Here is a 12,108-nt window from a genome sequence, read left to right as displayed (position 1 = left end):
CAGGGCAGGATGACGGGGTGGACATCGAGCCGGTCGACTGCGAGCCCCAGCAGACGTTCCCCCGGGCCATCCTGCGGCAGCGCTGGGAGGATCTCACCTTCCTGCACTGGCCCGTCGCGCCGGAGCTCGTCGGGGCGCTGCTGCCGGCCGGCACCCGACCGGACACCCTGGACGGTGTCAGCTACGTCGGCCTGATCGGCTTCCGGATGGTCGGGCTGGGCCTCGGCCGGGGTCCGGGGGTGCCGTACTTCGGCACCTTCTGGGAGACCAACGTCCGGCTCTACTCGGTCGACGACACCGGCCGGCGTGCGGTGGTGTTCCGGTCGCTCGACGCGTCCCGGCTGGTCCCGGTGCTGGTCGCCCGGGCGACGCTGCGGCTGCCGTACCTGTGGTCGTCGATGCGCCTGGACCGCGACGGTGACCGGCTCACCTATCGGTGCCGACGCCGCTGGCCCGGCCCGGCCGGGGCGACGAGCCGGATGGCGGTCCGGGTGGGGGAGCGGATCGCCGACCCGACGCCGCTGGAGCACTTCGTCACCGCCCGCTGGGGGCTGCACACCCGGGCGTACGGGCGCACGCTGCACCTGCCGAACTGGCACCCGCGCTGGCCGTTGCACCGGGCCGAGCTGCTGCACCTGGACGACGAACTGGTCACCGCGGCCGGGCTGCCGGCGCCGGCCGGGCCGCCGGTCAGCGTGCTGTATTCCCCCGGCGTCGGGGTGCAGTTCGGCCCGCCGGTCACCGCGCGCCGGCCCGGCTGACCGGGGGCGGGCCGTTGCCCGCTCCCCGGTCCCGCCGGCCGGTCCGTGACGAGGCGTCGAGCCTCAGTAACGGCTGCCTTCGGGCGAGGGCAGGGCGTCGAGGTCGGCCAGGTCCTCGGCGCTGAGCCGCACGTCGCCGGCCGCGCTGTTGTCCACCAGGTACTTCGGGGTCTTGGTGCCGGGGATCGGGATGATGTAGCGGTCCTGGGCGACCACCCACGCGAGGGCGACCTGCGCGGGGCTGACCCCGGCCCGATCGGCGATCTCGCGGACCCGGCCGACGATGGCGAGATTGACGCGCAGCGCGTCCTGCTGGAATCGCGGCAGGCCACGCCGGAAGTCGTCGGTGGGCAGATCGTCGAACGAGGTGAACCGGCCGGCGAGGAAGCCTCGGCCCAGCGGGGAGAACGGCAGGAAGGCGATGCCCTGCTGGGCGCAGTACGGCAGCACCTCGGTCAACGGGTCGCGCGTCCACAGCGACAGCTCCGACTGCACCGACGCCACCGGGTGCACCGCCTGGGCCCGCACGATCTGGGCCACCGTCACCTCGGACAGGCCGAGCTGTCGGGCCTTGCCCGCCGCCACGACCTCCGCCATCGCACCCCAGGACTCCTCGATCGGCACGTTGGGGTCGACCCGGTGCAACTGGTAGAGGTCGACGTGGTCGGTGCCGAGCCGGCGCAGGCTGTCGTCGATCGCCGCGCGGATGTGCTCCGGGCGGCCGTTGTTGCCGATGGTCGGCGAGTTGCCGGGGCCACCGGTGGGGGAGGTGACCACCAGCCCGACCTTGGTGGCCAGGACGGCCCGCTCCCGGTGGCCGCCGGCCAACGCCCGGCCGACCAGCTCCTCGTTGGTGTACGGCCCATATACGTCCGACGTGTCGATCAGGGTGGCGCCCAGGTCCAGCGCCTGTCGGATGACGGAGACCGACGTGTCGTCGTCCCGGGGGCCGGTGATGTCGTACCCGTGGCTCATGCCCATGCACCCGAGACCGATGACGCCGACCTCGGGGCCCGCACTGCCCAGCGTGGTGGTTCGCATGCGCCCTACGCTACGACCGGTTCCGATCTCCTGCGAACTGCCGAGCTGCGAGCCTCGATGGATCTTCGGTGGCCGGCGGCTGGCCGCGGCGTCATCACTTAGGGCTTGACCTAAGTGATGTGCGACGTCATAGTTAGGCACATGGCTAAGCATGTGCGGGAGGAGAGCGGCCCGATCGATGCCGCTCTGGACGGCGTGTTCCACGCGCTGTCCGACCCCACCCGCCGCCAGGTCGTCGAGCGCCTCGGCCAGGGGCCGGCCACGACCAGCGACCTGGCTCGCCCGTTTGACATGGCACTGCCGTCGTTCACCCAGCACCTGAACGTTCTTGAGCGCTCCGGCCTGGTGACGTCGGAAAAGAAGGGCCGGGTGCGCACCTACCGGCTCGCGCCCCAGCCGCTCGAACGCCTCGACACCTGGCTCGCCGTGCAGCGCGCGCGGTGGACCCGGCGGCTCGACCAACTCGATTCGCTTCTCTACGACCTGAAGGAGCAGCAGCAATGACCGTCTACACCGTGAACCCGGAGCTCGACCTCGTCCTGGAGCGGACCGTCGACGTGGCGCCCGAGCTGGTCTGGCGGGCCTGGACCACCCCCGAGCTGCTCATGCAGTGGTTCACGCCGAAACCCTGGTCGACCATCGCCTGCGAGATCGACCTGCAGCCCGGTGGCAGGTTCGACACCACCATGCGCTCGCCGGAGGGCGAGGAGTACCCGAGCAGCGGCTGCATCCTGGTGGCGGAAGAGGGCAGGACGCTGGTCTTCACCTCCGGCCTCGGCCCCGGTTTCCGCCCGCAGGTCTCCGCGGACGGCTTCCCGTTCACCGCGGTCGTCCGGATGGAGCCGGCGGGTGCCGGCACGAGGTACACCGCCATCGCGATCCACGCCGACGCGTCGGCGAAGAAGTCGCACGAGGAGATGGGCTTCCACGAGGGCTGGGGCGCTGCGCTGGACCAGCTGGTCGACCTCATGAGGTCCCACTGATTGGCGCACGCCGCCGCGAAGGCCTAGCGGCGTAGGGCTGCCGGCCCCGACCGGTGCACGAGGTGGCGGATCTCCTCGCTCGACAGCCGCCGCCCCTGCTCGTGGGCGGCGGCGAAGTCGTCGTCACCCAGCCTCGCGCTGGCCGTCGCGGTTGCCCGCTCGACGTCGGCCCGGTCGGCCGGCGTCAGCGCCAGTGCCGTCGCCTCACGCGCTGCCGCAGCCGCACCGAGCAGCCGGGCAGCGTCCTGTGGGCGGTCGCCACCGGCACCGGCAGCGGCCAGGCCGACCAGGACCTGCGCCAGGTCCTGGTCGGCACCGAGTTCCCGGGCGACATCGGCGGCACGCAGGTGCCAGGCCGTTGCCGTCGTCAGGTCGCCACGCAGCTCGGCCACGTACCCCAGCTCGACCAGGACCCCGGTCAGGTACAGGGGCCGCCCTGGCCCGTCCTGCTGCCGCTCGGCGGCTTCCAACAGATTCCGCAGGTGGGCTTCCGCGGTGTCGAGGCTGCCCTCCCGCCGCGCCGCGGCGGCGAGACACAGCTCCGCGAACACGATGCCGAGCGGTGAACCCTGCTCGGTGGCCAGCCGCAGCCCACGCCCGCAGAGCTGCCGCGCCGCCGGGTAGTCCCCCCGCTGCAGCGCCACCCAGCCGAGCCAGCAGAGCTGGCCGGACATCTCGAACCAGAGCCCAAGGTCCTCCGCGACGCGCAGCCCTTCCCGGTACAGCTGGCTCGCCCGCTCGTAGTCGCCGGACATGGCCGCCTGGGCGCCGAGCCACTCCGTGACCTGCAACAGCCCCCACCGATCGCCGAGCCGACGGAACTGCGCCGCGCTCTCCGCCCCGTCCTGCGCCACCGCCGCCCCGTCTCCCCGGATGTGCGCGTGCTTGGTCCGCAGGCTCAGCGTGGCGGCCACCCCCCACTCGTCTCCCAGCAGTCGCACGTCGGCCAGGACGCGGTCGAGCAGGGCACCGGTGTCCGCCACCGCACCGAGGTCGATCTCCGAGTAGGCGAGGAACCACTCGGCCCGGGCTCGGCCGTGCGGGTCGTCGACCTCCTCGTACCGCTGGATGGCCGCGCGGTGGCGCGCCGGCCAGTCCGCCACGTCGCCTGACAGGAGCGAGAAGCCCAGGTGCCAGGCCGTGGCCCGGGCGGCCTGGGCGGCGGTGGCGCCGGCCGGCGGGCAGCCCAGCGCTGCCCCGAGCCAGCGTCCGGCCTCGGCGAACCGGCCCCGCAGAAACCAGTACCAGCTCAGCGCATTGGCCAGTCGCAGCGCGAGGTCGCCGTCATGCTGGCGCACCGCCGCGTCCAGCGCCCCGCGCAGATTGGCGGATTCGGCGTCGAGTCGCCGCAGCCACCGTCGTTGGCCATGGCCGTGCAGCTCGTCGTGCGCCTGCTCGGCCAGATCGGCGTGGTAGCGGTGGGCCCGTTCGCGGATGTGGCGCAGCTCGCCGGCGGCGTCCATCTGGCCCAGGCCGTAGGCGGCGACGGATTCCAGCAGCCGATAGTGCGGGACGCCGTCGCGTGGCGCGACGACGACCAGCGACTGGTCGACGAGGCGGGCCAGCAGATCGGCGACGCTCGCGGCGGGCACGCCGTCGGGCGCGCAGACCGCTTGTACCGCGTCGATCCGACCGCCGTCGGCGTACGCGGCCAGCCGCCGCAACACCACCCGTTCCGGCTCGCTGAGCAGCTGCCAGCTCCAGTCCAGCATCGCCAGCAGCGTCCGTTGCCGAGGCGGTACGCCCCGGTGCCGGGCGCTCAGCAGCCGGAACCTGTCGTCGAGCCCGCCGACCAGGCCGGTTACGCCCAGCCCGCGGACCTGGGTGGCGGCCAGTTCGAGTGCCAGCGGGATCCCGTCCAGCCGACGACACAGCGTGGCGACAGCCACCGCGTTCTGCGCACCGAGCACGAAGCCACGATCCGCCGCAGATGCCCGGGCGACGAAGAGCCGGACCGCACCGGACCGCTCCAGGGCGGCCAGGTCCGTTCCGACGGCGGGATCGGGCACCGGCAGCGGCGGGACGGCCCAGACCACCTCCCCGGCCAGGCCGAGGGGCTCCCGGCTGGTCGCCAGCACGTGCAGCCCCGGTGCCGCCCGCAGCAGCAGGGCGGTCAGCTCCGCGACCGGGTCCACCAGGTGCTCGCAGTTGTCCAGGACCAGCAGCAGCCGTCGGTCGCTCAGGACACGGGTGAGGCGGTCGACCGACGTGACCGGTGCGCCCGGCTCGGCGGCGTCCCGCACGTCGAGCACGGCCAGCACCAGGTCGGCCAGCGTGTCCAGCGTCTCCGGCGCGTCGGACCGGTCCAGGCCAGCCAGCTCGACGAACGACGCGCCGTCCGGGCATGTCGGCGTCCGGGCGCGGGCGACCTCCACGGCGAGCCGGGTCTTGCCGACCCCGCCAATGCCGGTGAGGGTGACCAGACGGTTGTGCTCCAGCGCCAGCCCCAGCTCGTCGACCGCGTCCTCGCGGCCGATCAGCTCGGTCAGCGCGGCCGGCAGGTTCGTTCGCACCGTGGCGGGCGGCGCCGCCACCGGGATGACCGAGCTGGCCGGTACGGGCGGTGCGGACAGCTCCGGATCGTGGGTGAGGATGGCCCGGTGCAGCGCCCCGACCTCCGGGCCCGGATCCAACCCCAGGTCGTCACGGAGCTGGACGCGCAGCTCCTCGTAGCTGCTCAGCGCCTCGAACTGCCGCCCGGCCCGGTACAGGGCGAGCATGTGGAGCGCGCGTGCGCGTTCCCGCAGTGGCTGCCGGGCCAGCAGGTCGCCGAGTTCACCGGCGGCCACGGCGTGCTCGCCCAGCGCCAGTCGGGCTTCGAGGCAGTCCTCCGTGGCGACGAGCCGTTGCTCCTCCAGGGCGGCGGCCGCGGCCCGGGTGAACGGCTCGTCGTGGAAGTCGGCGAAGGCCGGCCCCCGCCACAGCGCCAGTGCCGTCGAGAACAGCGCGACCCTGGACCGGACATCCTGCTCGCTGCGAGCCTGCGACACGAGCTGGTGGAAGCGGCCAGCGTCCACCTCGTCGCGATCGACCATGATCCGGTAGCCGGGCGGCGGTGATCGCACCAGCTCTCGACCTCCGGACTCGGCGTCCGCCAGCACCCGGCGCAACTGCGAGACCTTGGCGGACAGGGCGCCGGCGGCGTTTGCTGGCGGAGCGTCGCCCCACAGGTAGTCGACGAGCCGATCCGCTGGCACCGGTTGCCCCTCGTGCAGCAGCAACGCGGCGAGCAGGGCCCGGACCTTCAGCCCCGGGACGGCGACCACGGCGCCGCCTGCGGTCCACACCGTCAACGGGCCCAGCACCCCGAACCGCATGGCGGCCAGGATACGGCCTCTGAGCTGCGCCGCGGGTACCGGCGCGCGGCCCATGATCCCCGTCCTCGCTCGCCCTGCGGCAGGTCACCGTAAAGAAACCGTAAAGCCCACCGCGCAGGGTGGACGCACACCGGCCGACCGCCCCGATCCGGGCACCCCGGCCGGATCACCCGCCCACTCCCGAAGGGACATTCCCGTGTCGTCGTCGCCACGCCGCCTCCTCACCGCACTCGTTGCCCTGTTCCTGCTGGTACCCGCCATCCCTGCCGGCGTCGCGACCGCCTCGGAGCCCGCCCAGCGCCACACCACCGCCGGCTGGTCGGCGGCCTGGTCGGCGGCCCACCACCATCCGGTGCCGGGCAACGACTGGGACGGTCCGAACTGGTCCGTCCCGGGCTTCACCAACCAGTCGGTACGACAGGTGGTCCGGGTCAGCGCCGCCGGTTCCCTGCTACGGATCCGGCTGTCCAACCGGTACGGGAGCCAGCCACTGCGGCTGACCGGTGCCACCGTCGGCCGGCCCACGTCCGGGGCGGCGGTGCAGCTCGGCACGCTGCGTCCGGTCACCTTCGACCGCCGGTTGTCGACCACCCTGGCGGCCGGTACGGAGAAGACGTCCGACCCGGTGCTCCTGCCGGTACGGGCGCTGGAAGCACTGACCGTGACGCTGTACTTCGCCGGACCGACCGGCCCGGCGACCTTCCACCAGAGCGGGCTCACCACCACCTACCGCGCCCCGGGCGACCACCGTTTCGATCCGCACTCCGCCGCCTTCGCCGGTGAGACCAGCCAGTCCTGGTACCACCTTGCCGGAGTCGACGTGGCCGGCTCGCCGCGTACCCGGGGCACGGTGGTGACGTTCGGCGACTCGCAGACCGACGGCTACGGCTCCACTCCCGGTGCCGACAACCGCTACCCGGACCAGTTGGCCGAACGACTGGTCGCCACCGGTCGCCCGCTCGCCGTGGTGAACGCCGGGATCAGCGGGAACAAACTGCTCGCCGACTCGCCCTGTTACGGCGAGCGGGGCGTCAGCCGGTTCCGGCACGACGTACTCGGGCAGCCCGGCGTACGGACGGCGGTCGTCCTGATCGGCATCAACGACATCGGTGCCGGCGGCTACCCTGACTTCGGCTGCGGCGCCTCGCCGGTGGTGACCGCCGGCCAGCTCGTCAACGGCCATCGGGCACTGATCCAGGCCGCCCGGGCACGCGGGGTCACCGTCATCGGCGTCACGATGCCGCCGCTCAAGAACGCGACGGGTTACGACACCCCGGACAAGGAAGCGCTCCGAGACGAGCTGAACCACTGGATCCGGACCAGTGGCGAGTACGACGCGGTCGTCGACCTCGACCGGATTCTCGCCGACCCGGCCGACCCGGACGCCCTGCGCCCGGCGTACGACCACGGCGACCACCTGCACCTCAACGACACCGGGGCGACCGCTGCCGCCGTCGCCGTCGCCGCGCAGATCCGCTGAGCCCGTGTCACGGCACCGAGGGGACCTGGACGCGCGCTGATCGTCGGTTGGACCTGGGCGGAAAAGAATGTCGGGCGGTGTGTCGAGCACCGGGGTGCCGGCTTCGACCACAGGATGAGGGCCGGGTGCGCCGGGCCGACCGAGACCAAGGAGTGGACCGATGACGAAGGTGACGACCGGGGCGACGATGTCGTTGGACGGCTACATCGCGGACCCGTCCCACGGGGGCTTCGAGTACCTGTTCCAGTGGTACGAGAACGGCGACGTCGAGACGCTGACGGCCACCCCCGAACTGACGTTCCGGACCTCCGCCGTGAGCGCGCGACACATCCGCGATCTCACCGAGCGGACCGGGGCGCTGGTCGTCGGTCGACGGCTCTTCGACATGACCAACGGGTGGGGCGGCCGGCATCCGTTGGACGTGCCCGTCGTGGTCGTCACGCACAGCGTGCCGGACGGTTGGGAACCGGAGAACGACTCGTTCGTCTTCGTCACCGACGGCATCGAGAGCGCCATCGAGCGGGCGAAGACGATCGCCGGCGACAAGGAGGTCGGGGTCAACGGCGGCACGATCGCGACCCAGGTGATCCAAGCCGGCCTGCTCGACGAGGTGCACGTCGACCTCGTCCCGGTCCTGCTCGGTGACGGTATCCCGCTCTTCGCCGACCTGAAGATCGCGCCGCTCCAGCTGGACGGGCCGATCAGCGTCGTCGAGGGCACCGGGGTCACCCACCTGGCCTACCGGGTACGCTCGACGGCCTGATCAACTCGGACGGGCGGCCCGGACCGGGCCGCCCGTCCGCCTGTCCCGCCTGGTCCGGGCGGGTGGTGCCCCCTACGAATCCGTACCGTGTGCTGAACTGTCCGGCATGGAGCCTTCCCGATTCCTCGGCTGCCTCACGGACGACTTCGCCCGGCTGCGCGCCGTCGCCTCCATCGACCCCACCGCGGCGGTGCCCAGTTGCCCCGGTTGGAGTGTCGCCGACCTGACCCACCATGTCGGCGAGGTCTACCTCCACAAGACCCTGGCCATTCGCGAGGGTGCCGAGCCCGAGCCGTGGCCGCCCGCGGACCTTGCGGCCGAGGAGCCGATGGCGCTGCTCGACCGGGCGTACGCCGGGCTGCTGGCCGAGTTCGCGGCCCACGAGCCGCAGGACCGGGCTGGCTCCTGGTACGCGCCGGGCCAGACCGTCGGGTTCTGGATCCGACGGATGGCGCAGGAGACGGTCATCCACCGCATCGACGCCGAGTTGGGCGTCGGTGCGCCGATCGCGCCCGTTCCGGACGACCTCGCCGTTGACGGCATCGACGAGCTGCTCAAAGTGTTCGTGGAGTATTCGGTGGCCGAGTGGGCCAGCGCCTTCAGCGAGATCCTGGCCGACTCGCCGGGCTGGACGTACACGGTGCGCACCGACGGTGGGGCGTGGTCGGTGCGTACCGGGCCGGGGCTGCTCCGCGTGATCGACGGCGCGGCCGACGCCGCCGACGTGACCGTGAGCGGCCCGCCCACGGCGCTGCTGCGCTGGCTGTGGGGCCGGGAGTTGGCCGGCGAGACGAGCGGCGTCACCGTCGATGGCCCACCCGAGGCGATGGCCCCGTTGCGCCGCTGCATCGTGACCGCAACCCAGTGAAGACTCGCTGCCCGGAGTGAAGCCGGGTGTGCCGCCGCCGCCATAGAATCGATGATGTTCACTGTTAGCGGCGAGGGCGTCACGGGTGGCTATCCCGGAGGGCGGTGCGGGAGATGGGACCGGACGAGCGGGAAAGGCTGTTCGAGCGGGCGCGGGAGCACTCGACGCGGCAGGACACCTGGGCGGAAGCGGACCGGCTGTGGATTCAGGTCATCGACGCCTACCGGCAGGCCGTGCAGGGTCCGGGTCGGATGGACCGGCGCGATCAGCAGCAGTTGGCCCGGGCACTGTGGCGGCGCGGGATGCTGCTGTCCGCGCGTGGTCGGGCCGCCGACGGGATGGCCCCCGGCGGTGAGGCGGTCACGCTCTTCGAGCGGGTGAACGACGCGGTGGCAGCCGAGGGTGGGAACGTGGCCGACCCGCCACGGGACGAGGCGCTCGCGGAGCTGATCACCGCGCTGGTGGACCTGGCCGAGGTCGCGTTCGCCGCCGGGCAGCCCACCACGCGGCTGGAGTTGGTGGAGCGGGCTGTGGCGGTGGGGCTGCTCACCGGCTCTCCGCCCTCTGCCGGGCCGCGTACCAGGGAGGCGATGGGCACGGCCTACCACAACCAGGCGACCTCGTTGCTGCACCGGGCCGTCACGCGGCCCGCCTCGGACGACAGCATCCGGGAGGCGGCGCTCGCCGCGTCGCGGGCCTGCGAGCTGCGCCAGGGGCTGCTCGACCCGCTGCGCCCGCTCAGCCTCTGGGAGATGGCCAACACCTACGGGGTGTACGCACAGTGCCTGGCGCTGATCCGCGACTTCGACCGCGCCGAGATGGTGCTGGGGCTCGGCATCCGACTGGTGGAGCTGCTGGGGCCGGCCGGCGAGCAGCCCGCCCTGACGCTGCGCGTGGCGGCCGAGATGGTGGTCCGGGAAAAGGCGACGTCACAAGGCTCGGCCGGCCCGCGTCGCTGGGGGTGGCGGCGGCGTTGACCCCGGTCCCGCTGGTCGACGGGGAGCGGACCGGCGGGGGTGGTCGTGGTCCGGTGAACGTGATGCCGCTGGCCCCGCGTCGTCGCGAAGTCGATCCGCATCACGACCCGCCGCAGGGTGGGGTGGCTGACCTCCTTGAACCCGGCGTCCTCGAAGATCTGCCGCACCCCCACGTGCGCCTCACCCCAGGTGATCTGCTTGCCCGCCTCGGCGAGCATCGGGTACGCCTCCAGTGACCGGGCGCCGCGCTCCCGCGCGAAGTCGACCGCGGCGCGGGCCAGGAGATAGGTGAGGCCGCGACCCCGGAAGCCCTTGCGGACCACCAGGCAGGTCACCGCCCAGACCCCGTCGTCGTCCCTGTCCTCGTCGCGGCCGAGCCAGGGAACCCGCTGGTTGCGCAGCTTCGGGTACGCCGTCCGCGGCTCCACCGCCACCCAGCCCGCCGGGTGGTCCTCGAGGTACGCGACCAGTCCACTGGTGGTCGGGGCATCCGGCTCGCCACAGCTCGTCTTCTCCCGGAACGACGCGACGCGCCCCTCTGGGGTGGATGCCCGCCACAGCCAGCCCGGGACCTTGAACCACTGGCACTGGCACCGGCCCGCGTCGGCGCTGCCGAGAATCTCCTGGAGGTCGTCCCACGACGCCTCGTTGGCGGGCACGATCCGGACGTCCCGGTCGGCGACCGGAGCCTGGCGGTCAGCCAATCGAATGCCTTCCCGGGGCGCTGACCGCCACGACGAACGCCGCCCAGGCGTCCGGGGTGAAGGTGAGCGACGGACCGGCGGGGTGCTTGCTGTCGCGCACGGCGACGACGCCGGGGAGGTTGGTGGCGACCTCGACGCAGGCGCCGCCGTTGTCGCCGCTGCGGGTGCTCTTGCGCCAGACGGCGCCGGTCAGGTCAGTCATGCCGTATCTCCCCGGTGATCCTTTTGATCATGTCTTTCGATTCTGCCTCGTGAAGCGAGAGCGAATCCAGTCCTCGCCACACTCGTTCGTAGCCGGCCAACTCGTCGGGCTTGTCGAGGTACAGCGCACCGGTCAGCGACTCGCTGTAGACGACCGATGGTTCCGGCACGGCCCGGCCGCCATTGCCGGGCGGAAAGTCCAGGATCATGAAGGTTCCGGCGACCGCCCCGGGTTGTGGGCCGGCCGCCAGCGGCAGCACGCGGACGGACACGGTCGGCAGTTCCGCCAGCTTCAGGAGGTGGTCGAGCTGCGTTGCCATTGTGGCCTGACCGCCGACCGTGCGACGGAGCACCGCCTCGGACAACACCGCCTCAAGCCGGGGAGCAGCGGGAAGCCGGCGGGTGAGCAACGCCTGCCGCTGTAGCCGCACCTCGACGGCCTGCTCTCGCTCGTCGTCGCTGAGCATCCGTCCCAGGCGGAAGAGAGCATCGGCGTATCCCCGCGTCTGCAAGATCCCGGGGATCAGCGATTCGTCGTACCCCCTCAGGCGGGACGCGGCGGATTCCAGGCCCACGTACAGCTCGAACCAGCTCGGCACCGCGTCGCCGTAGGCGTGCCACCAACCCTTGGACTTCGTCTCGACGGCGAGCCCGCGCATCGCCTCGGTCATCTCCGGGGAGACCCCGTACAGGTCGCACATCGCCTTGACGTCGAGCACCCGGACCGAGCCGGTGCCGCACTCGATGCGCCAGATCTTCTGTCGGCTGTACTCCAACGCCTCCGCGGCGGCGTCGAGCGTCACCCCGGCCTCGTTGCGGTACTGCCGCAGCAGCCGCCCGAGCTGCCGACGCGGCACGGTCGATCCGATGTCCTCGGCCATCCGCACACTCCCTGATTCCATGTCGCAACGCTGCGTTACGCGTTCTCGCAACACGTACGCGGTGCAGGAAAGAAAGTCAATGCACAACAGGGAAATTGCGGTGTAGGAAGTTGCGTCTTCGCTGCGCACGGT

Annotated in this window: 11 protein-coding genes; 6 read left to right on the top strand and 5 right to left on the bottom strand. The window is 72.3% G+C overall.

Annotated features, from left to right (window positions below; translation table 11 throughout):
- The first annotated feature begins 17 nt into the window (after positions 1 to 17).
- Positions 18 to 761: a YqjF family protein gene (locus ACFY29_RS01850; protein ID WP_386982553.1), complete on the top strand. Its 744-nt coding sequence runs from the start codon at positions 18 to 20 to the stop codon at positions 759 to 761.
- 63 nt (positions 762 to 824) lie between these two features.
- Here ACFY29_RS01850 and ACFY29_RS01845 read toward each other — a convergent pair whose 3' ends face one another.
- Positions 825 to 1,802 (bottom strand): aldo/keto reductase, encoded by a 978-nt coding sequence (locus ACFY29_RS01845; RefSeq protein ID WP_386982551.1) that lies wholly within the window; start codon positions 1,800 to 1,802, stop codon positions 825 to 827.
- Between the two features lie 141 nt (positions 1,803 to 1,943).
- Between ACFY29_RS01845 and ACFY29_RS01840 the strand changes: the two genes are divergently transcribed.
- Both ACFY29_RS01840 and ACFY29_RS01835 read left to right on the top strand, forming a co-directional pair.
- Positions 1,944 to 2,306 carry an ArsR/SmtB family transcription factor gene (locus ACFY29_RS01840; RefSeq protein WP_386982549.1) on the top strand — a complete coding sequence of 121 codons (363 nt, stop codon included), beginning with the start codon at positions 1,944 to 1,946 and terminating at the stop codon, positions 2,304 to 2,306.
- Complete coding sequence (locus tag ACFY29_RS01835) at positions 2,303 to 2,785, top strand: SRPBCC family protein (RefSeq protein WP_386982547.1); 483 nt, start codon at positions 2,303 to 2,305, stop codon at positions 2,783 to 2,785. The genes ACFY29_RS01840 and ACFY29_RS01835 overlap by 4 nt, the downstream gene beginning before the upstream one ends.
- Positions 2,786 to 2,808: 23 nt before the next feature.
- Here ACFY29_RS01835 and ACFY29_RS01830 read toward each other — a convergent pair whose 3' ends face one another.
- Positions 2,809 to 6,102 carry a BTAD domain-containing putative transcriptional regulator gene (locus ACFY29_RS01830; protein ID WP_386982545.1) on the bottom strand — a complete coding sequence of 1,098 codons (3,294 nt, stop codon included), beginning with the start codon at positions 6,100 to 6,102 and terminating at the stop codon, positions 2,809 to 2,811.
- A 196-nt stretch (positions 6,103 to 6,298) separates the two neighbouring features.
- Here ACFY29_RS01830 and ACFY29_RS01825 point away from each other — a divergent pair, with 196 nt between their 5' ends.
- From ACFY29_RS01825 to ACFY29_RS01815, 3 genes are all read left to right on the top strand, one after another.
- Positions 6,299 to 7,582, top strand: coding sequence for an SGNH/GDSL hydrolase family protein (locus ACFY29_RS01825; RefSeq protein WP_386982543.1), 1,284 nt, complete (start codon positions 6,299 to 6,301; stop codon positions 7,580 to 7,582).
- A 160-nt stretch (positions 7,583 to 7,742) separates the two neighbouring features.
- Positions 7,743 to 8,345, top strand: coding sequence for a dihydrofolate reductase family protein (locus ACFY29_RS01820; protein ID WP_386982541.1), 603 nt, complete (start codon positions 7,743 to 7,745; stop codon positions 8,343 to 8,345).
- A 106-nt stretch (positions 8,346 to 8,451) separates the two neighbouring features.
- On the top strand, positions 8,452 to 9,213 hold the full coding sequence (locus tag ACFY29_RS01815; RefSeq protein ID WP_386982539.1) for a maleylpyruvate isomerase family mycothiol-dependent enzyme: 762 nt from the start codon (positions 8,452 to 8,454) through the stop codon (positions 9,211 to 9,213).
- Between the two features lie 763 nt (positions 9,214 to 9,976).
- On the opposite strand, the gene ACFY29_RS01810 is transcribed toward ACFY29_RS01815, so the two are convergent.
- The 3 genes from ACFY29_RS01810 to ACFY29_RS01800 are packed head-to-tail and all read right to left on the bottom strand — an operon-like array spanning position 9,977 to position 11,976.
- Complete coding sequence (locus ACFY29_RS01810; protein ID WP_386982537.1) at positions 9,977 to 10,894, bottom strand: GNAT family N-acetyltransferase; 918 nt, start codon at positions 10,892 to 10,894, stop codon at positions 9,977 to 9,979.
- Positions 10,887 to 11,096 carry a DUF397 domain-containing protein gene (locus tag ACFY29_RS01805; RefSeq protein WP_386982535.1) on the bottom strand — a complete coding sequence of 70 codons (210 nt, stop codon included), beginning with the start codon at positions 11,094 to 11,096 and terminating at the stop codon, positions 10,887 to 10,889. The genes ACFY29_RS01810 and ACFY29_RS01805 overlap by 8 nt, the downstream gene beginning before the upstream one ends.
- Entirely contained in the window at positions 11,089 to 11,976 is an 888-nt protein-coding gene (locus ACFY29_RS01800; RefSeq protein WP_386984597.1) for a helix-turn-helix domain-containing protein, read from the bottom strand. Before ACFY29_RS01800 ends, ACFY29_RS01805 begins: the two co-directional genes overlap by 8 nt.
- Positions 11,977 to 12,108 lie beyond the last annotated feature (132 nt).

This window comes from Micromonospora sp. NPDC000668 (assembly GCF_042897975.1).
Lineage (GTDB): Bacteria > Actinomycetota > Actinomycetes > Mycobacteriales > Micromonosporaceae > Micromonospora.
The sequence above is the reverse complement of the archived record's forward strand: the minus strand, read 5'-3'. Positions and strand labels throughout refer to the sequence as shown.

Coding starts and splice junctions, on each gene's coding strand:
- ACFY29_RS01845 (WP_386982551.1), bottom strand. CDS start 1,802: ATGCGAACCACCACGCTGGGCAGTGCGGGCCCCGAGGTCGGCGTCATC.
- ACFY29_RS01830 (WP_386982545.1), bottom strand. CDS start 6,102: ATGCGGTTCGGGGTGCTGGGCCCGTTGACGGTGTGGACCGCAGGCGGC.
- ACFY29_RS01815 (WP_386982539.1), top strand. CDS start 8,452: ATGGAGCCTTCCCGATTCCTCGGCTGCCTCACGGACGACTTCGCCCGG.
- ACFY29_RS01805 (WP_386982535.1), bottom strand. CDS start 11,096: ATGACTGACCTGACCGGCGCCGTCTGGCGCAAGAGCACCCGCAGCGGC.
- ACFY29_RS01800 (WP_386984597.1), bottom strand. CDS start 11,976: ATGGCCGAGGACATCGGATCGACCGTGCCGCGTCGGCAGCTCGGGCGG.
- ACFY29_RS01820 (WP_386982541.1), top strand. CDS start 7,743: ATGACGAAGGTGACGACCGGGGCGACGATGTCGTTGGACGGCTACATC.
- ACFY29_RS01840 (WP_386982549.1), top strand. CDS start 1,944: ATGGCTAAGCATGTGCGGGAGGAGAGCGGCCCGATCGATGCCGCTCTG.
- ACFY29_RS01835 (WP_386982547.1), top strand. CDS start 2,303: ATGACCGTCTACACCGTGAACCCGGAGCTCGACCTCGTCCTGGAGCGG.